A 19,590-nucleotide genomic window follows, 5' to 3' on the forward strand; every position below is an offset into this window, starting at 1 on the left:
GACGGATATGTGCCACCGTCAAAACATCGAATTGGCAGCCTGAAGCCGGTTACGCGATCGCTCAAGAAACATGGCTGTCGCCTAAATTCACGCAACTATGTTCCGCGGCGGTTGCCGTACCAGCGGATGTGCATGCGGTCGCAGTAGTGATAGCCGCGGGATTCAGCGATGGATAGCAGCCATGGCTTCGCGGCGTCGAGTTCCTGCACGGAAACGCCTTGCGGCATCAACCAAACTTGCTCGGGCGAGACTCGCAACTGCGAAATCACTTCGTCAATCTCGGTCATTTCATCGGCCGAGTCGACCACGAACTTCACTTGCGTGGCTTCAGCGGATTGAATCAACGTTCGCATGGTCTGGATTGGAAGCCGCCGTTGCTCATGAAGCTTCGCCCAACGAGGATGCTCGTTCTCATCCGGCGTGCTGGCTCGCAGCTTGGGGCTCAGTGACAACAGATCACAACGCACGCCGGGATCAACGGTCCCAGCGGTCTCGATGGTCACATGATTGCCCGCTTCGCGAAGGCGATCGACCAACTGCACAATGCCACTGGCAACCAAAGGTTCGCCGCCAGTCAACACGACATGAGACGTGTCCGCATCCGATACCAATTGAAGCAGTTCATCGATCGTTTGCCGCGTGCCCTCTGGGTTCCAAGACGCGTACGGGGTGTCACAGAACCAGCATCGCAAATTACAACCGCTGGTTCGGAGAAACACGCTGGACTGGCCGGTGAGCGAGCCTTCCCCTTGCCGACTGACAAACGTTTCAGAAATCAAAAACGTGGACGCATCAGCGTCCGCACTGCCGGGGGTTTTCGCCAGCTTTTCAGCGGGTAAAACATCGACTGGACGATCGGCAGATTTCAAACGACACCGCGTTTCTAAGAAGTGAACCAAACCACGTGAGCGACTCAGCCTCTTTCCGAGACACCCTCGAAGTTTTTGAAAACCCCGCCCCCTCTCGCAATTTCACCATCGAGCATCATTGCCCGGAATTCACGTCGGTCTGCCCGAAAACGGGGCAACCGGACTACGGAACCATCGTGTTCACGTACGTGCCTGACCAGGTGTGCGTGGAGCTGAAAAGCTTGAAGATGTACCTGCAGAAGTTTCGCAACGAAGGGATCTTCTACGAGCAAGTCACCAACCGGATTTTGGACGACTTTGTCGCTGTCGTCCAGCCTCGCAAGGTCACCGTGGAAAGCAAATGGACGCCTCGCGGTGGTTTGAACAGCAACATCATCGTCAGCTATCCCGACGAAGGCTGATCCACCGTCATCTTTCACGTCGACACCTCGCCCGCCCTTCCTTCCTGAGTCCCCAACGCCATGTCCTCTGTCATTCTTTCCGGTTTCGCTGACGAGTCCGCTTTCTCGAAAAAGGCCAACGAACAATTCGCGGCTCTCGCTGCCATCGGGTTGAAGCACTACTCGGTGCGTTTCGTCGATGTCGGCAACGGCATCAAAAACGTGATGAAGCTGGATGAAGCTGAGATCCAAACTCTGCGTGATCTTCACCAAGAATATGGCATGTCGGTCAGCAGCATTGGATCTCCCATCGGAAAGGTGAAGTTGTTGGATGTCGAAGACGGCACTTCGAACAACTTCGTCCCTTTCGAACAGTATTTGGCCGAGGACGTTCAAATCGCTTGCGATCGAGCCGAAGCGTTTGACTGCAAATTACTACGCGGATTCTCGTTCTACCATCCAAAAGGCACGGCACCGGAAGACCACATCGACCAGGTCGCTGATCAACTCGGCCAAATTGCGGAAGCCTGCGACAAGCGAGGCCTGACGTTTGGTTTGGAAGTCGAAGCGAACCTGGTGGGGCAAACCGGCGAACTGCTCGCAACGATCGCGGAGAAAGTCAATCACCCCGCGTTGGTCACGATCTTCGACGGAGCCAACATGGTGATGCAGGGTTTGACGACCGATCAGGTCTATGCCCAGTACGAAGCGATGAAACCTTCGCTCGGTTGGTTGCACATCAAGGATTACAAAGACCCATCGCTCAACGGCCGGATTGAGCACGTGGACGAGGAATCCGCCAGCCACTTCGTTCCCGCCGATCAAGGCGACAGTGCTCACGAGCGAATCTTTGAAGACTTGAAATCGTTCCTGCCAACGTTGGCTGATCGCATGTCACGCCGCGGCGTCGAGGGAATCTACTTGGACCTCGAGCCTCACGTTCGTGGTGGAGGCCAGTTCGGCGGTTTCAGTGGTCCCGACGGATTCGGCATCGCCGCTCGTGGACTTTGCCGAGTGCTGGACAAAGTCGGGATCGACTACCACCTGCGAACCTTCGAAGACTTGCAAGCCGCCAAGGCCCAACAAGCCTGAGCCAAGCGTGGGCGACCGACCCTTCGTCGCCCAAAGCAGAGTCCCACTTTACGTAGGATGGGCACTCTTGCCCGTCTTTCCTAAACGCGACACGCCAAACGTCGGCCAAGAGTGGCCAACCTACAACCGCATTGGGCACAACGAGCGTCAATCGAACACTCGCGTCCACGTAGGATGGGCACTCTTGCCCGTCCCCACGACAAACCGCCTGACTCACGTGTCGGCCAAGAGTGGCCGACTTACGTGAGGAACGCTGCTTAACCTTCGCTCAAGATTCCAAACGAAGGATCGTTGTGCCCAATGGCGGCAACGTCACTTCGATGCTGTCCGGCCGAGCGTGATGTTCGATGCCGGTCGTTTCGCATCCGGGATAGTTCCCAACGTTGGATCCGCCGTAGGCTTCACCGTCGCTGTTGAAGATCTCTTTCCAGAATCCCTTGGAAGGAACACCCACTCGGTAGTTCGCTCGTGGAACCGGCGTGAAGTTGTTGCAGACCAAGATCGGTGGATCACCCTCGGCACCTTTGCGAAGGTAAACCAGCACGCTGTCTTCCGCGTTCTGAGCATCCACCCACTCAAAGCCATCTCCGGTGAAATCGTTCCAGTGCAACGATGGATTTTCGATCACGGTCTTGTTCAGATCGGCAACCAATTGCTGGACGCCTCGATGGGTGTCGAAGTCCAACAATTCCCACTGAGGACCGTCATCATGGTTCCACTCGGTCCACTGAGCGATCTCGCCACCCATGAACAACAACTTCTTTCCGGGGTGCGTCCACATGTAGCTGTACAGCAATCGCAAGTTCGCGAATTTTTGCCACATGTCGCCCGGCATCTGGCTGATCAACGATCCTTTGCCGTGCACCACTTCATCGTGTGAAAGTGGCAGCGTGAAGTTCTCGGTGAACGCGTAGATCAGGCTGAACGTCAGTTCGTTCTGATGAAACTTGCGGTGGATTGGCTCGTTCCGCATGTAACGCAGCGTGTCGTTCATCCACCCCATGTTCCACTTGTAGGTGAAGCCCAAGCCACCGTCGTAAGTCGGTCGCGAGACACCGGGCCACGCGGTGGATTCTTCGGCCGCCGTGACAACGCCGGGATAGTTCTCGTGGACGGCAACATTGAATTCCCGCAGGAAGTCGATGGCTTCCAAGTTCTCTCGGCCGCCATAGCGGTTTGGAATCCACTGCCCGTCTTCTCGGCTGTAGTCGAGGTACAACATGGACGCCACAGCATCCACGCGAAGACCATCGATGTGGTATTTGTCCAACCAGAACAACGCATTGGAGATCAGGAAGTTCTTCACTTCGTTGCGACCGAAGTTGAAGATCATCGTTCCCCAATCGGGATGCTCGCCCTGCCGCGGATCCGCGTGCTCGTAGAGAGCCGATCCATCGAACTGACGCAGACCGTGGTCGTCTTTCGGAAAGTGAGCCGGCACCCAGTCGATCAACACACCGATGCCGTTTTGGTGCATGTGGTCGACGAAGAACATGAAGTCTTCTGGTGAACCATGGCGACTGGTGGGCGCGAAATAGCCGACGCTTTGATAACCCCACGAACCCGTGAAGGGGTGCTCACTGATTGGCATCAGCTCCACGTGCGTGAAGTTCATTCGGTGGCAGTAATCCACCAAACGTTTTGCCAGATCACGGTAGTCCAACCATCCATGCGTCCGGCCCGGGCCTTTTTGCCAACTGCCCAGGTGCACTTCGTAGACGTTCATCGGCGAGTGCATCGGATCCGCTTCCGATCGACGCTGCAACCATTCCGAATCGTTCCACGAGTAATCGTTGATGTCGGTGATGATGTTGGCGGTCAGCGGTGGCAACTCAGCCGCGAAAGCGAGCGGGTCGCACTTGTCCATCCAATGCCCGTGCTCGGTTTGGATCCGGAACTTGTACTTTTGACCGACCTTGGCACCCGGCAGGAACAGTTCCCAAATGCCGGATGAATCGAGCGGCTGAGCAACGTGACTCCGGCCATCCCAACCGTTGAAATCGCCAACGACTTGCACCGAACGAGCGTTGGGCGCCCAAACGGAGAAGTTGACCCCGTGAACGCCATCGACTTCACGGAGCTGTGCTCCCAAGCGATCATAAAGCTGAAGGTGGCGGCCTTCGCCGATCAGGTATCGATCCAGATCCGTGAAGATGCTAGGCGCGGAGTACGGAGATGTCGTTTCGGTTTTCTTGCCGGTCTTGTCGATCATTTGCAGTCGGGACGTGGAAGGCTGGTGAATGGGCTCATCGCAGATCGCTTCGAAAAATCCGCCGGGATGCAGCCGTCGCATGGGACGCCGCAAACCGCTTGCCGAATCGATCAGCCACACGGATTCCGCATTGGGCTCAAGCACGCGAACCGTCGTGGCTTCTCGTCCCTGATAGTTGACAGGGTGGCGGCCCAACAAACTACCCGGGTTCTCCATACTGCCATCAACGAGTGACTGAATAGTCGATAATGAGAGCTGCGAATTCATGGCTGGACTGCAATGGAAAGATTGTAAAAAAGGTCGAAATGAAAGGAAGTCGTCCGAAATCAGGACGTTTTGATGGGGTTGGATCGCTGCAATCCGCCGGCCGAAATTGCGGAACTCAGCAACCAGTCTCGTAGCCGATCATTGGCCGTCGGAACCGCGCGATCCGATTTGCGTGCCGGCGGGCCCGCGTGCGGCTGGTCGATTCGCGACCACGCGTCGGCTGGCTTGACCGATGGCCGATCAATGCGGTCACTCGCTTGTTCCACTGCCGCCGCAGGAATTGCTCCGTCGGGTGTGACTTGCTCAGGTTTGCGGCTGACCAACCGCGAGGTCACCAAACAGGCTTGTACCTCGTGGATTCCCAGCGCGTGGTCGACGCGTCGCCACAAGTCCGCATGTTGGACTTCCACACGACGGCCAAAGTGGTCCCAAACGAAATCGCTGCGGCGCCAACGCGGCAACGAATCCGTCAGCGAACGAATCAGATAGCGATTGTGACTGAGCAACGTGATCGTCGAAGGACCGTCCATTGCTTCCAGTCCGCGAACGGCGGCCAGCAATGACAGGCGATTCAGATCACCGAACTCTTGGTCGTCAGCTTCCATCACCGGTCGACCATCGGACGTTTCAATCACGAATTGCCAACGACCATCGGTGAGCGACGTGCTGTGTGCGGAAACCACCAGAAGAAACGTCGAGCGTGGCGGAGGTGTTGCCGGATTGAAATCCGGATCACCGAGTTCCGACGCCATCGAAGCGAACTCTTCGAGCGATTGCAAAGGATCCATCATGGTTTGGGTTGCCATAGTTAACGTCATGCGTTCAATGCGTTGGAGCGATCGGTCTGGCGGCGGCCCTCCAGTTCTCGCCCGGATCCTTGGACGAAAAGGGCCGCCGCATCGCTGTTCACGCATCGATTGCTGGGGAGGGGAAAGCAATGAGACGCGATCCATCGGTGCCAGTCGTACAGGGGACGTTGTTGGTCAATTGACCCGGGGCAGCTCACTCAGCCTGCCAAATTCAATGCGACCGCCTGTCGACAAGAGTTGCTTTCGTCCTGACGAGGCTCGCCGGCAGAGCTTTCCTGCTCAAAAAGCTTTGCGCGAATTACCACGTGAACGCGCAATCGTTGAAGGCTGAACAACCCGCAAACTGACCCCGAGGCAAGCCGTTCGCGCGAGCATTGAAACGCAAGGGTTGTGGCTCATTGGCCTACGTCGCGAGCGAAACGAAGCGGTAGGTTCGGTTCCACCGAACGTCACCCTCAACGCTCCAATCAACCTTCCACCGCCATTCCTCGTGCTCGCTCAAACGTGCCCCGAGGCACCATGCGACTACCCTTTTTCGGGCTGCAACAAATCCAACAACGCTCGGGCCACCAAATGCGGTTCTTCGACCGCATCGAGATCGCTTGGCAACGCATCGACCAAACATCCCGCGTCACCCCCGGTGACGACCAAGGTTGCCGCACCACCGTACAAACGCACCAGACGTTCAACCGCGCCCGCCACGGAAGCGAGCACGCCCAAACGCATCGCAGCGACGGTGTCTCGCCCCGGACCTTCCGGCATTTCGCGACAGCGATGCGACGCCCAATCCAACTTTGGCAGTGCATCTGTACCGGCAGCCAACGCAGCCGTCTGCATTTCCAAACCAGGCAAGATCGCTCCGCCGCAGAAGACGCCTTCGTCAGACACAAAGTCCACCGTCACCGTGGTTCCCGCATCAACAATGATCAACGGCGACGCGTGCCGACGAAACGCGGCCTCCGCCCCCAACAAGCGGTCGATGCCAACGCGATCGGGATAAACCACATCGATCTGCAATTGAATGTCTTCGTAGGTGACGAAGCGAACTCGCACACAATCAAAAAAGGCTTCATCCAAAGCCGCGACCAAAGGCTCCGCGGATCCTCGGTTCACACTTGCGATTCGGATGTCGTAGCAAACCGAGTCGCAATCTTGCGAACGACAAGACGCCACCTTCTCCGCGAGATCTTTCAAATGCTCGATGCACTTCGTGATCCATTCCGGATCGCGAAGCGAAATGGAACGCAGGAGAGGCCCTTTCGTCGTCGTTTTTTCACCACCGGCTGAAACGTCAACCGCGGATTGCGTAACGACCTTGATCGCCGTGTTGCCAACGTCGATTCCAACGCGAACCATCACGACGTCGCATGTCGAATCGTTGAATTCCGCTTGGGTATTGTGTGGCGAAGTGTCCTCAGGCATCGGTGAATTCATGACCTCAAGACGAACGTTCGCGTCGCTCACCAGGAACGACCTTTCCGGTGTCCGACAACGTGCTCGCTCCCTGGACGTCCTGAGGCTGGACTTCGTTGGACAACCCTTCCGTGGCGGCGGCTTTATGAGGCGGCACACGTCGATTCTTTTTCGGTGTCACCGGTGCGTCGTCTTGGCGTATAGGGGTCGGAGTGATCCCAGCCTCCAACATTTCTTCGCGTCGACGCGTCACGCGCTCCATGATCTCATTGACCAAGCCTTGCAGCCCGATGTCCGCGGCGGCGCTGATCGCACGCAATTCCCGGGAATGATTCGCGGGGTGCTCATCAAAGTACGCTTGAAGGGATTGCTGCACGGAGTTGTCAGAATCCAATTCACACTTCGTCAGCACCACCAACTCGTCACGATCCGCCAGCGTCTCGTCGTAATGCTGAAGCTCATCTCGAATCGCCGCGTAATTCTCAATCGGATCCGATCCATCCATCGGAGTCGGTTCGATCAAGTGCACCAACAACCCCGCTCGTTCCACGTGTCGCAAAAACTCGTGGCCAAGCCCGATGCCTTCGCTGGCACCTTCGATCAAGCCGGGGATGTCCGCTAACATAAACGAACGCTCGGTGTCGACGTCCACGATTCCCAAGTTGGGGTACTTGGTGGTGAACGGATAATCCGCGATTTCCGGGCGAGCGCTGCTGATTCGTGAAAGCAGCGTGCTCTTGCCAGCGTTGGGCTTCCCGATCAACCCAACGTCGGCAATCGATTTCAGCTCCATGATCACATGTCGCGTCTCACCGGGTTGGCCCAGCTCTCTTTCACGAGGCGCCTGGTTCTGCGCGGTCTTGAAACGAGCGTTCCCGTGTCCGCCGCGTCCACCACGACAAATCGTGAATTGATCGCCGACCTGTGTCAGGTCTTTAATCACAAATCCGTCTTCCACATCAATGATGCTGGTTCCACAGGGCACATAAAGGTGCAAATCGCGGCCGTTTTTGCCGTGCCGCAATGCCCCCATCCCGAAACCGCCCTTGTCAGCTCGAAAGAACTTTCGCGTGGCGAATTGGGCCAAGGAGTTCACGCCCAGTCGGGCTTCCAAAATGATGCTGCCACCGCGACCGCCATCTCCACCGTCGGGGCCGCCTTTGGGCACATACTTTTCCCGCCGAAAGCTCATGCAGCCATCGCCACCCTTGCCAGCCTGGAACTCAACTTCAACGCGATCGAAAAACATTTCTGTAGCTTCTAGCAACGAGCTGCTAGCGAAAAGCCAGCAGCCACATAATGAAAAACGGACGGGGTGATTGTATCACCTCGTCCGATGAATTCGCGGGGGAAAAGCTAGTCGCTAACCGCTAGTAGCTTTTTGCTGTCGCCAAAGGCGACCTACAGCATCTTCCCGAGTTTGCTGCACAAGTCAGCGGTACGGCAGGAGTAGCCCCATTCGTTGTCGTACCACGACACGACTTTGACCATCTTGCCTTTGTCGCCCAAGACCTGAGTGAAGTCGGCGGCGAAGATGCTGCTGTGAGGATCGTGAACGATGTCGCTGCTGACGATTGGGTCGACAGCGTAGAACAAGATGCCTTTCAGAGGACCTTCCGCGGCGGTTTGGATCGCCAGGTTAACGTCTTCTTTGGTGACTTCTTTGCTCAAGTTGGCGGTCAAGTCGACCACGCTACCGGTTGGCACGGGAACTCGCATCGCGATGCCGGTCAACTTGCCTTGCAATTCAGGAATCACCAAACCAACGGCCTTCGCAGCACCGGTGCTGGTTGGAATGATGTTCTGAGCCGCACCACGACTGCGATAAAGGTCAGCGTGAGGTTGGTCTTGGACCTTTTGGTCGTTCGTGTAAGCGTGAACGGTGGTCATCAAACCCGATTCGATGCCGAACGAGTCGTTCAGAACTTTCGCGACGGGAGCCAAGCAGTTGGTCGTGCAAGAAGCGTTGCTGACGCAGTTCAAGTCGGCCGACAATTTGTCGTCGTTGACACCCAAAACACAGGTCAGGTCAGCACCGTCTTTTGCAGGTGCGGACAAGACAACTTTCTTGGCACCAGCTGCCAGGTGGCTGTCGTAACCTGGCTTTTCGCCATTGGCACGTGCGGTGAAGAAGCCGGTCGATTCGATGGCGATGTCGACGTTGTGCTCTTTCCAAGGCAAGTTGCGTGGGTCACGCTCAGCCAAGGCGGCGATTTTCTTGCCGTTGACGGTCAACGAGGTGTCGTCATATTCGACGGTCCCGTCGAAACGACCGTGGATACTGTCGTACTTCAACAACATTGCCAACGTGCGGTTGTCGGTCAAATCGTTGATGGCGACCACTTCGAACTCGTCGCTTCGCTCCATCAGGTTGCGAAAAGTCAAACGTCCGATTCGGCCGAAGCCGTTGATTGCTACTTTAATAGCCACTGGTTTCGTATTCCTGTCTGGTGGAACAAAGATGGAGAGAAGCGGCGGGCAATACTGTCGCCCAGTCCGCTGCGGGGCGCGGATTATAGGATCGAAAATCCATTTTGAAACAGCCCCCGAGACACACCTCCGACCGCAAAACCGACACGATGTCCAATTCTCGGCCCCACTCATCCGATTCAACGGCCGAATCGGCATCGCTCAATCGAGGCGAATCATCGGCACGAATTGAACAAACCCAATGGCGGCGCCCCGCTGGGGTTTCAGCCGGAATTTGGCGATACGTCCACCAAGGGTCCATCGCCCACCACTACGACGACTTTGTGGCCAACACACCACTTTGCGAGTTGGACCAGAAGATCCTTCGCGAGGTGTTCGAATCCATCGACTCAACATCGACCGGTGACAGCCAGTCTTTCTCGGGCGGGGACGAGTCCAGCGAAAAAGTTTTTTCAACGAACGACGATTGGATCCTCGATTTGGGCTGCGGCACAGGCCGCGCGGCATCGGAATTGGCATCCATGGGTCGAAACGTGCTGGCGATCGATCTCTCCCAAGCGATGCTGGGTTACGTTCGCGAGCGTGCGGCAGTGGCAGCCGAGCAAAACACCTCAACTACCGCCGGCAAAATAGTGCCGCTGCGAGCCAACTTGGTTGAACTCGATTGCTTGGCTGACAACAGCGCCGCGGGAGCGGTGTGTTTGTTCAGCACGCTCGGCATGATTCAAGGAAGAGAGAATCGCCGAGCGGTTCTTCGTCACGCGTCTCGGATTGTCCGACCGGGAGGCAAACTGCTGCTACACGTGCACAACCGCTACGCGTCCTTGGCCCAAGCCGGCGGCAAGATGTTGTTGCTCAAGAGTTGGCTGAGATCACTCGTCAGCCGCGACCACGAATTCGGCGACGCCACCTACCCCTACCGAGGCCTCCCCGACATGTTCCTGCACCGCTATTCGCGAAGGGAGCTCAGGAGCGATCTGGAAAACACAGGATGGACTATCAAGGAATTCCGATTACTGAGCCTCGATGGATCGACATCCATACAAATTCCGAATCGCCTCCGATTTGTGGGTGGCTTTCTGTTGAGTTCGATAAATGAGGAAGTTAGCCAATCATTGATTAGGTGATTCAATTCTTGGGTGCGAAAAAACGACGACGCGCTCGACGCGTTCCCAACACCCCAGCGCCGAACGCGCAAAATGCCAAGGATGTCGGCTCGGGCACGGCGACGACCTGAACATTGTCGAACTGAAAGGCGTTTCCGGCAGTACGAACCCAACTTACTGACGTGACCGCATCAAAATCAGGATTAAACGCGAAAGTCTCAAGCTCATTTGAACTCGGAACTGATCCTACCGCGGCAATTGTAACTGTTTGGTTGGCTACCTCGGTAAGTCCATTGAAGCCTCTGAATTGAACAGAAAAGCCGCCGAGTTGATTTACATTTAATCTTGCTAAATCGATCGAATTAAACGCAAACTCAAACCCACTGGAATTGGCAATCGTTACAGTCGCGCTAGGGATGTTCGCGTAGAACGCGGTACTTCCGGTATAGCTGTCGTCTCCTAGCAAGAGGCTGCGGAACGCATCAGTGCTTACGTCCAATTCAAAACCGTCCTCGAAATAAGGTGGAGACTCAATGGGTGCCGGAGCTGAACTCGAATCTACTGAGTCAAAATCAATCACTACCGCGGCGTTCGAGCTCGTCGCGAGAAGTAACTGGACGCCTAGCCCCAGAAGGACAATAAGTCGGCACATTGCGTTTCCAAGTAATCAGAGGTTCTCTTTATTCGCCAGATGAAGTACCTAACCACCCGCGACCTCGATGGATGTTACTCCGAACTTGGGGGGGGATGTTGTCGTTAGAGACCAAAATGACCTTTATTTCTAATTTTTACAGGAGCCGCGTTTTAGTCGCTGGTTCGGTTCACTCCTCCCGGAACCGATACCCCACTCCTCGCACTGTTTCCACCAGATCAGCGTGTTCGCTCATCTTTTTGCGGAGGGCTCGGACGTGGACGTCGATCGTTCGCTCCAGGACCATGGTGTCTTCGCCGAGGGCCGCGTCGACTAGTTCGCTGCGGTCGAAGGCTCGTCCTGGCTGACGAATCAACGTGTCTAGCAAGCGAAATTCGCTCTTGGTCAGTTTGACCGCTTCGCCTTCGATAGTGGCCACAAACCGGCGGCGATCCACGGTCACGCCGCAACGAGAAATCGCGTCCGCGTCATCCAAGCTCGGTTCGCGACGTCGCAGTAACGCTTTGATTCGCTGCAGCAACACCTTGTAGCTCTCGACCGGCTTGACCACATAGTCATCCGCTCCGACCGCGAAACCGACGACTTGGTCGGACTCTTCGCCCAAAGCACTCAGCATCAAAATCAGCGTGTCTTTTGTCGTCGCGTCAGATCGCAACTGCTTGCAGACTTCCACGCCGCTCAGGATTGGCAGGTCCACATCCAGGACCACCACGTCCGGCAGGTACAGTTTGGCCTGGTTCAACGCTTCGCGGCCATCGGCAGCTCGGTACACCTCGTAACCAGCTCGTTTCAGCTGGTATTCCAACGTTTCGACCAACGGCCGGTAATCTTCAACGATGAGAACTTTGGTTTTTGACATTCGTCCGCATGCTGCGTGGGGAGAGGAGATTCATATCTTCCGGACGGTGTGTAGTTTCGTTGAAGATGTGAAATTTCGCACCACCCACAAACCGCCGATTCGTTGAAGGTTTGATGAAGTTCTGGTCCGCAATCGACCATTGAAAGCGATCGAAATCCATCGATTCAGGACTCGCGAATCCGCTTTCTTGCCAGCCCATGGCAGCTTCCCATCACTTCGAATTCTATCCGACACAGAGCCCGGCGGCTCATCCGAGCTGAAAAAATCGCCTCGCGTTCGCGGTGGTCGCTTCTGCCAATTGTCGCGTCGGCACGTTGCGAACGTCGGCCAAACACTTCAGCACATGCTCCACACGAGCCGGCTCGTTGGGTCGTTTTCCCCTCAGTGGTTCAGGCGACAAATACGGCGAATCGGTTTCGATCAGCAACCGGTCCTCGGGAACGCGTTTGGCTACCTCCCGCAGATCATCGCTTTTCTTGAAAGTGACCATCCCCGCGAAGCTGATCATCAACCCCATTTCTAAACACCGCTCAGCCAGTTCCCAGTCTCCCGTGAACGAATGCATCACCGCCGCGGGCAGATGTTCCTGTCGAGCCAACTGGTCGACGATCAATTCACCACTTTCACGCATGTGGATCACCATCGGCAACTTGCTTCGCACCGCCAAATCAATGTGCTGATCAAACGCGGTTTGTTGCTGATCGATCGGCGTGTCATCCCAATAACAATCCAGTCCCGTTTCGCCGATTCCTCGAACACCGGGTGAATTCACCAATTTTTCGATCTCAGCAAAGTCCTCCGGTGATGATTCCGCCACCGTGTTCGGCTGGATCCCAATAACGGCATGCAGATAGTCGGGATACTCCGACGCTAGCTCGACGGCTCGGCGACTGGTCGCCAAATCGATCCCGATGACGCCGATGCCAACCACGCCCGCGTCTCTCGAACGTGCCACCACCTCCGCCACGTTGTCTTGGAAGTCTTTCGAATTGAGGTGAGCATGAGTGTCAAACAAAGGAAGCATGAACGTGCCAGATCAAATGAGAACAAGAGTGCGTCACCATTTTGTCCGCTTTGGTGTCTCTGGCCAGCACCCAACCATTCGTCGCGAGCAACGTGCGAGAGAAACTGCAACGATTGCGAAAACAAAATCGCTTCCAACCATCACGCCACCCAACTCCCAACAAACTGCCGTGAAAGCGAACATGCAAACTCAGAATTCGCGTTGTCAGCTGATACATTGGGGGCACGCTGACCACTAGCCAATTGAACTGAATCGAATTTGCAATCGATGATCGCGTCAGTCGTCTCCTGCCCACCGTTCCCGATCCGCATCGACAGGTCCCCGCCCAAGATGGATGCCAATCTGCTCTGCTTCCCAAGCACTCGACATGGATTTCATTGGACGCCTGCTTTCCAACGCTTGGAGGTTGTCCGGTGCGTGACTTGGCTCGCGTTTTCGATTCTAGCCACCGGAGCCCAAGCACAATCGGACCCATTGGGCGAAGACGAGGAATCGGCGGCGCGGCGACCGAACATCGTTTGGATCATGTCGGAAGACAACTCCAAGCACTATCTCAAGCACTTCGACGATTCGGGCGTCGAAGCTCCCGCGATTGAGGCGATGGCCAAACATGGCGTGACGTTCGACCGAGCGTTCAGCAACGCTCCCGTTTGCTCCACCGCCCGCACAACCTTGATCACCGGTTGCTACGGACCTCGCATCGGAACGCAGTTCCACCGGCGAACTCAACCCGCCACCCTGCCGATCAACGTCGAGATGTTTCCGGCGTGGTTGCGTGCCGCGGGGTACTACACGACCAACAACGCAAAAGAAGACTACAACGCGAAACCTCGTTTGCAGCCCTGGGACGATTCTTCACGCAAAGCAAGTTGGCGCAATCGGCCGACGCCGGACACTCCGTTCTTTCACGTGGTCACCTTCGCCGACTCGCATGAAGGCCGCTTGCACTTCCCTTTGGAAAAGCTCGAGAAGCCGACCGACTTCGACCAAGCCACCGTTGAGCTACAGCCCTACTTCCCAGACACCAAACTGTTTCGTTACACGGCGGCGTTCTACCGCGACCGGATGAGCATCATCGACAACAAAGTCGCTGGCGTGATCTCGCAACTTGAGCAAGACGGACAACTTGAGAACACCTTTGTCTTCTACTTTGGCGACCACGGCGGTGTGCTGCCTCGCGGCAAAGGTTACATCTACGAATCTGGTCTGCATGTGCCATTGGTGATTCGTGTCCCCGACAATTATCGCGATTTGGTCGACCGCGAACTCGGCAGTCGAACGCAAGGCTTCGTCTCGTTCATCGATTTTGCACCAACCGTTCTGAACCTGGCCGGACTCGATCCGCAATCCGCCGGCCCAATCGACGGACAAGCGTTCCTGGGCCCCAACGTGACGGCGGCCGAAGTGGATTCACGCAACACGACGTTTGGTTACGCGGACCGAATGGATGAAAAGTACGACTTGGTTCGCTCCGTTCGTATCGGCGACTGGAAATTGATCCGCGCATTTGAATCGTTTCAACCTGACGCGATGTGGGCCGACTATCGCTATGAAATGCTCGCCTACCAACAGTGGAAAGATCGCTACGAAACCGGGAAGCTGAACGAGGTCCAGTCGCAATTCTTCGAGCCTCGCCAGCCAGAATTGTTGTTCAACTTGGCCGACGATCCACATGAGGTGAACAACCTCGCTGACGACCCGCAACACGGCGATGAACTGATCCGCCTGCGTCAAGAATTGACGACTCATCTGAAAGCCACCAACGATCTGGGCTTCCTTACCGAATCACGCATGTTGGATGTCTTGGATGCCCCCGTCGAGAACGGAAAAGCATTGTCAGACGAAATCGCGACCTACATCAACACCGCCAACATTGCGATCGAACCGTGGGAAGAAGCCAGCAAAGAATTGTTGGCAACCATCAACAGCGGCGATCTGCTTCAGCGTTACTGGGCTCTTGCCGCCGCAAGCTCCATCGCCGCGGCAGATCCAGCCGCCAAAGGTGACATGGCCGCCGACGCGACGTTTGCCAAACTGGTCCGCCGCCGTATGTTGGATGTGGAACCGCTGGTTGCAGCGCGAGCCGCCCAACTCAGTGCGATTCTTGACCTGGATGATCCCCGCCCCGTCTTTCAAAGAGCGTTGAAACAAACGCAATCGCCAACGGAAGCGTTGCAGATCTTCAACATGGTCCGCCAAGTCACCGAGATGAACGAAGCAACGTATCCGATGAACAGCAAACTGTTCTCGTTGCCGTTCGTTCCAGATTCGAAAGGCTTGATCCAACAACACCTGGACCACCTCGACCGGCCTTGAAGCTCAACGGATCAGCGAGCGTCGCCCGTTAACTCACGAAGCCTGCCACCTCACGAAGCCGGCCGGGAACGCGTCAATCGGCGTTCCCGCAAGCCCGCACCTCGTCATCGCGAACGACGAGTCGCTTGCCTTTGCCGAGCCACGTTGCGTTGATTCGTCAACGCGGCTGGTTCGCCATAGACTCGTTGGTGGAACAACGCCAACGATCGCAGTGCGTGTCCTTTCGGACCAATGGACCAATCGTTGTTGCGGCCCTTCAGCATCGCGTTCAATAAAAACGTGACCGAACGCAACACCTCCGGTTCCAACAATTTCTCATCGGGCAAATGAGTCAACAAGAACTCGACCATGTGCCCGGTGGTTTGGACTTTACGATCCAAGTCGCCGTTGTCTTGACGGGATTCGAACCAATCCGTGCTCATCGAACCATCGCGGTTCTGCAAACGCAGCGTGTAATCCACGAAGTCATCCAGGAACTTCTCGGCGCGCAACCATTGCCCTTCCACCGGACGGCCTTCCATCCGACGTTTACGAAGTGCATGAGCAAACCCCATCAAGCGGTGAGTCCCCCCGCATGCAGAACCGACGACGGGCTGGTCCAACTCCGCCGCGATCAAACGCTCGAAGTCCCAACGTTCACCGTCGGCTGCTTTCCAAGTTGTCTCGGTGTCCAAGTAGTGTGACAAACCGATCAGGCTGAACGTTAGTTCTTCGCCTTCCTTGCAGGCCGCGGCCTCCGCTTTCACCAAATCCGCGACGCTGAATTTCTGGCCGTCGGCGTACAGCGGATAATCGCTTGGCACGCCAGCCATCGCCAGCACGGCCAACCATTGAGCTTGGTGACCCTGAAGTCCAACGCCTTCCTTCGCCTTGATCTTGCCACGGTCCACTTCCATCAAACGCTGACCACGGCAAACGTTGTTGCCGGCCATCCAAGCGATGGTGCTGTAGTCACGACCACGTGCGATCAATCGCGTGTCCGGTCCGTAAACCATCACCGCGTGCATCATGCCCCAATTGCTGCGTCCATCGGCCTTTTCTCGTCGAGCGTAGTAGTACTGCAAACACTGCGTGATCGGTTGCTTCATCCGCATCACACCGGTGCTCAAGTTCGGTGCCGCACCTTGCCCGTCGTGAGTCTTTGGCCGCCCGGTGGCATCTAACTGAGCCAAACGCAAACGCTGCTCTTCCGCGGGGTCGACTTCTTTCTCGGACTCCGTTTCGCCAGCATACAATTCTTGCAGGTCGTTGTCGTTCAGTCCGCGACCTCGAATGTCTTTGAGCTGAACCGAACCCGATGGAGCGTCTTTCAACGGAGTCAGTCGGTTTTGATCGAGCGACTTCAGTGGCACTCGCGAAACCTGGTCGGGATCGACCTTCTCTGATCGCGTGACGCTGTCCGACGATTCAGATCGACTTGGCGAAGCGGCTTCCAACTCCATGCCAGCTTCACGGCGCTGCATCTGCGACCGATCGAAGCTCTCCTCGCGACGCAATTGCTCCGCGATGCTTTCGTTCAGCAATGCATCTGAATTTGCTTTCTTTGCGACCGCCTTTGGCTGCTCAGCCTCACCGCCGTCGGACTTCGTTTCCAGTCGAGTCTTCGGTGCTTCCAACGACAAACCGCCCTGAACGCCGCTCCCGATCGCATTGCCGCTGTCGGATTTGGCATCTTTCAACGACGGAAGCTCTTCGACGTCGCTTGGGGGCTTCATGTCAGGAAGCGAATCCGTCGCCGATTTCAAAGGCGTCAGCTCGGCGGAAGGAGTCGTCTTCTTTGGGCGATTGGTCACGCTGGGTGCGGGCTGCGTTGGTGCAGCCGGCTTCTGCGCCGTCAACGCATTCAATTTTTCGGTCAATGCGTCCAGCTTGCTGGAAAGATCATCCACCTTCTGAGGCAAGTCTTGGAACTCCTCATTCATCGCTGGAGCTCGTAGACTTTCCATCGGTCCATCCGGCAACGCGGGTAGATCGCTGAAATCAGACATGGGCGTTGGCGAATTCGCTCTCGGAGCAAAACCGTCTTGAGCCGTCGGCGTCGAACGAGGAGCCGTCAACGAGGGTGTCACTTCGGTCGTCGAAGGCTGACCTTGAAAAGACCGACGAGGCAACGCTCCGCTACCGATCGGTTCCATCGTGGTCGACGGTTCGGGATCGCGAAGCGGCGAGACTCGATCCACCTGCTGACGTGCAATCCATGGGCCCGTCGAGGGCGTTCCGGTTCCAACGGCAGGAGTCGATGGTCTCACTGACAAACCGCTGCCAACGCGATCCGATACCGAACGCATCGGTACCTGTTGAAATTCCGGCGGCAATTCCATGTTGTCGATGGAATCTGAATCGCGTTCTGCGATGTGACGTGGAGCTTCGACGTCATCCGCCGGCGGTTTCGCCTCCGGTCCACGAAGAACCATCGATGGTTCGGCGCTGGTGAACAGCGGACCTTCCGGGGCCCAGGATTTACGAACGCCGTTCAGTCTCGCGTTCTCACGAGTCACGAAGTTGGGTGTTTTGACAATTTCCTCGGTGCTCTTGGCTTCCGCGTTCCCCAAGAACACAGGAGCTTCCAAGGCGGGAGCGGCCTGTTGCGGCGGCAACAACTGTATCGCGGAACCCATCGGCCCCGCACCCGGGTGAGCGGGCTGAACCGGTGACCGGAACTGCAGGTGCGACCGCGTCGAATCAGCGTTTTCGCGAATCACGATGGCTGGCCCGGCCACGCGAGGTTCGATCGCATCGTTTGCGTTGCCGTCTTCGCTGGGTGTTTCAAACGCGGGCGCGGACAAGGTCGGCGAGGCGAACGCAGGTCCATCCGCGAGCACCGCTCGTGAAGAAAGGCAGGCAGATGTTGAAAGGCTGGTGGCGATCAACAATGCGGCCAAGCGTTGGCGTTTTTCTGACACAGTCAATTTTCTTCCGCAGTCGGTGACATCACGTTGGTTTCGTGTCCCCCGAGCTTGTCGGACCGGTCATCCGGTCTGTGCGGGCGCGAAGGGACTTAACGTGTGTATCGGTTATCCGGAATGAAATGTTGACCGGAAGTTTTCGCGGAAAGCTCGTCAGGCTTCGTCGATCGACTTGGGCTTCTTCCTGCTCGCCAAAATCAGCAAACCGCCCATCGTCAGCGAAATTCCAATCACCAACAGTCGCGTGACCGGCTCTGCGAATAGGATCACTCCGGCCAGGCTGGCCATCGCCACTTGCGACGCATTGATCAAGTGAACCGCCACGACGGGCAAAACCTTCAACGCCGTCGAAATCGCGACGAACGCCGTGAAATTGAACACGCCAGCAAAGATCATCGATTGCCACATCTGCGGCGAAACGTCGGTCAACGGCCCCCATCCCGTCCGAACCGCGACGATGGCCCCCAAAGCAATCGTCCCCGAAACGCCGCTGATCCACATCGCCATGGATGCCAACATCCCGCGTTTCATCGTGAAACGCATCGATGTGCTGAAGACCGCGTAAGCCATACCAGACGCCATTGCACAGATTGCTCCGACCAACGGTGAGTGCAGCCAATCGCCCTCGGCGACCGATCGTTCCGTGACTTGCCCAGCCACCTCGCGCCGCGATTGAGCCAACACGACCACAGCCACCATCAGCATCCCGATTGAGACCAACATTTGTGGCCGGACTTTCTCGTGCAGCAACACTCGGCCCAGGAAGGCACTGCCGATCAACAACGATCCCAACGCGATCGGCACCGAGGCCGCCAAACCGATGCTGCCCAACGCGATTTGAAAGGCTCCGTTCCCGATCACTTGGCCGATCAAGCTGACCACGATGAACGCTGGAATCCACTGGTGACTGGTCGCAATCGGGCGTCCCGACGCTTTCACCAACGCCAAATACGGCGTCAAAATCACCACCGTGGGACTGGCTTTGAACATCGAAACGATGAACGGGTCCACGGAAACCGCATTGCGAAGCGAGATGTTCGCCATGGTGTAGAACACGGCGGACGCGATCCCAGCCAGGATGCCTAAACCGATCCCCGGCGAAATCATCGCGTGGCCCATTCGCAACCATCGCGACGGTGGTACGGCGGTCGCGGAAGTCTGCACCGCAGCGATTCGGCTCTCGACGGAATCGCTGCTCATGTGTTGCTTTTCTCGTGGGTCAATCGATAACAAAACGTCAACTTCTTTCCGCGTT

At 56.6% G+C, this 19,590-nt stretch carries 15 protein-coding genes; 4 read left to right on the top strand and 11 right to left on the bottom strand.

Going from position 1 to position 19,590, the window contains the following annotated elements; genetic code table 11:
• Positions 1-95: 95 nt before the first annotated feature.
• Positions 96-869 (bottom strand): 7-carboxy-7-deazaguanine synthase QueE, encoded by a 774-nt coding sequence (locus LOC70_RS11615; RefSeq protein WP_230253743.1) that lies wholly within the window; start codon positions 867-869, stop codon positions 96-98.
• Between the two features lie 35 nt (positions 870-904).
• Between LOC70_RS11615 and queF the strand changes: the two genes are divergently transcribed.
• Complete coding sequence (queF, locus tag LOC70_RS11620; RefSeq protein WP_230253744.1) at positions 905-1,270, top strand: preQ(1) synthase; 366 nt, start codon at positions 905-907, stop codon at positions 1,268-1,270.
• A gap of 60 nt (positions 1,271-1,330) precedes the next feature.
• Positions 1,331-2,341 (top strand): sugar phosphate isomerase/epimerase family protein, encoded by a 1,011-nt coding sequence (locus LOC70_RS11625; protein ID WP_230253745.1) that lies wholly within the window; start codon positions 1,331-1,333, stop codon positions 2,339-2,341.
• A 268-nt stretch (positions 2,342-2,609) separates the two neighbouring features.
• Here LOC70_RS11625 and glgB read toward each other — a convergent pair whose 3' ends face one another.
• From glgB to gap, 5 genes are all read right to left on the bottom strand, one after another.
• Positions 2,610-4,820 carry a 1,4-alpha-glucan branching protein GlgB gene (glgB, locus tag LOC70_RS11630; RefSeq protein ID WP_230253746.1) on the bottom strand — a complete coding sequence of 737 codons (2,211 nt, stop codon included), beginning with the start codon at positions 4,818-4,820 and terminating at the stop codon, positions 2,610-2,612.
• Positions 4,821-4,879: 59 nt separating this feature from the next.
• Positions 4,880-5,611, bottom strand: coding sequence for a ribonuclease HI (locus LOC70_RS11635; RefSeq protein ID WP_306796769.1), 732 nt, complete (start codon positions 5,609-5,611; stop codon positions 4,880-4,882).
• A gap of 543 nt (positions 5,612-6,154) precedes the next feature.
• A complete protein-coding gene (locus LOC70_RS11640) occupies positions 6,155-7,051 on the bottom strand; it encodes a type III pantothenate kinase (protein WP_230253748.1) in 897 nt (298 codons plus the stop codon).
• A gap of 16 nt (positions 7,052-7,067) precedes the next feature.
• Complete coding sequence (obgE, locus tag LOC70_RS11645; RefSeq protein ID WP_230253749.1) at positions 7,068-8,291, bottom strand: GTPase ObgE; 1,224 nt, start codon at positions 8,289-8,291, stop codon at positions 7,068-7,070.
• A 152-nt stretch (positions 8,292-8,443) separates the two neighbouring features.
• The gene (gene gap, locus LOC70_RS11650; RefSeq protein ID WP_230253750.1) at positions 8,444-9,472 is read right to left on the bottom strand and encodes a type I glyceraldehyde-3-phosphate dehydrogenase; all 1,029 of its coding nucleotides are present in this window, start codon (positions 9,470-9,472) and stop codon (positions 8,444-8,446) included.
• Positions 9,473-9,621: 149 nt separating this feature from the next.
• Here gap and LOC70_RS11655 point away from each other — a divergent pair, with 149 nt between their 5' ends.
• Positions 9,622-10,599 carry a class I SAM-dependent methyltransferase gene (locus tag LOC70_RS11655; RefSeq protein ID WP_230253751.1) on the top strand — a complete coding sequence of 326 codons (978 nt, stop codon included), beginning with the start codon at positions 9,622-9,624 and terminating at the stop codon, positions 10,597-10,599.
• 1 nt (position 10,600) lies between these two features.
• On the opposite strand, the gene LOC70_RS11660 is transcribed toward LOC70_RS11655, so the two are convergent.
• From LOC70_RS11660 to LOC70_RS11670, 3 genes are all read right to left on the bottom strand, one after another.
• Positions 10,601-11,158: a PEP-CTERM sorting domain-containing protein gene (locus LOC70_RS11660; protein ID WP_230253752.1), complete on the bottom strand. Its 558-nt coding sequence runs from the start codon at positions 11,156-11,158 to the stop codon at positions 10,601-10,603.
• Between the two features lie 241 nt (positions 11,159-11,399).
• Positions 11,400-12,089: a response regulator transcription factor gene (locus LOC70_RS11665; RefSeq protein WP_230253753.1), complete on the bottom strand. Its 690-nt coding sequence runs from the start codon at positions 12,087-12,089 to the stop codon at positions 11,400-11,402.
• Between the two features lie 247 nt (positions 12,090-12,336).
• Positions 12,337-13,113, bottom strand: coding sequence for a TatD family hydrolase (locus LOC70_RS11670; protein WP_230253754.1), 777 nt, complete (start codon positions 13,111-13,113; stop codon positions 12,337-12,339).
• Between the two features lie 417 nt (positions 13,114-13,530).
• Between LOC70_RS11670 and LOC70_RS11675 the strand changes: the two genes are divergently transcribed.
• Positions 13,531-15,429, top strand: coding sequence for a sulfatase family protein (locus tag LOC70_RS11675; RefSeq protein ID WP_230253755.1), 1,899 nt, complete (start codon positions 13,531-13,533; stop codon positions 15,427-15,429).
• A gap of 104 nt (positions 15,430-15,533) precedes the next feature.
• On the opposite strand, the gene LOC70_RS11680 is transcribed toward LOC70_RS11675, so the two are convergent.
• Complete coding sequence (locus tag LOC70_RS11680; protein WP_230253756.1) at positions 15,534-18,332, bottom strand: GTPase-activating protein; 2,799 nt, start codon at positions 18,330-18,332, stop codon at positions 15,534-15,536.
• Between the two features lie 156 nt (positions 18,333-18,488).
• Positions 18,489-19,535 (bottom strand): DMT family transporter, encoded by a 1,047-nt coding sequence (locus LOC70_RS11685; RefSeq protein ID WP_230253757.1) that lies wholly within the window; start codon positions 19,533-19,535, stop codon positions 18,489-18,491.
• Between the last annotated feature and the right edge of the window lie 55 nt (positions 19,536-19,590).

Origin of the sequence: Rhodopirellula halodulae, assembly GCF_020966775.1 — a bacterium.
In the GTDB taxonomy this organism is placed as follows: Bacteria; Planctomycetota; Planctomycetia; order Pirellulales; family Pirellulaceae; genus Rhodopirellula; species Rhodopirellula halodulae.

Excerpts from the sequence above, each read along its gene's own strand:
- LOC70_RS11635 (WP_306796769.1), bottom strand. The coding sequence starts at position 5,611 with ATGATGGATCCTTTGCAATCGCTCGAAGAGTTCGCTTCGATGGCGTCG.
- glgB (WP_230253746.1), bottom strand. The coding sequence starts at position 4,820 with ATGAATTCGCAGCTCTCATTATCGACTATTCAGTCACTCGTTGATGGC.
- LOC70_RS11670 (WP_230253754.1), bottom strand. The coding sequence starts at position 13,113 with ATGCTTCCTTTGTTTGACACTCATGCTCACCTCAATTCGAAAGACTTC.
- LOC70_RS11655 (WP_230253751.1), top strand. The coding sequence starts at position 9,622 with ATGTCCAATTCTCGGCCCCACTCATCCGATTCAACGGCCGAATCGGCA.
- LOC70_RS11665 (WP_230253753.1), bottom strand. The coding sequence starts at position 12,089 with ATGTCAAAAACCAAAGTTCTCATCGTTGAAGATTACCGGCCGTTGGTC.
- LOC70_RS11640 (WP_230253748.1), bottom strand. The coding sequence starts at position 7,051 with ATGCCTGAGGACACTTCGCCACACAATACCCAAGCGGAATTCAACGAT.
- LOC70_RS11625 (WP_230253745.1), top strand. The coding sequence starts at position 1,331 with ATGTCCTCTGTCATTCTTTCCGGTTTCGCTGACGAGTCCGCTTTCTCG.
- obgE (WP_230253749.1), bottom strand. The coding sequence starts at position 8,291 with ATGTTTTTCGATCGCGTTGAAGTTGAGTTCCAGGCTGGCAAGGGTGGC.
- LOC70_RS11685 (WP_230253757.1), bottom strand. The coding sequence starts at position 19,535 with ATGAGCAGCGATTCCGTCGAGAGCCGAATCGCTGCGGTGCAGACTTCC.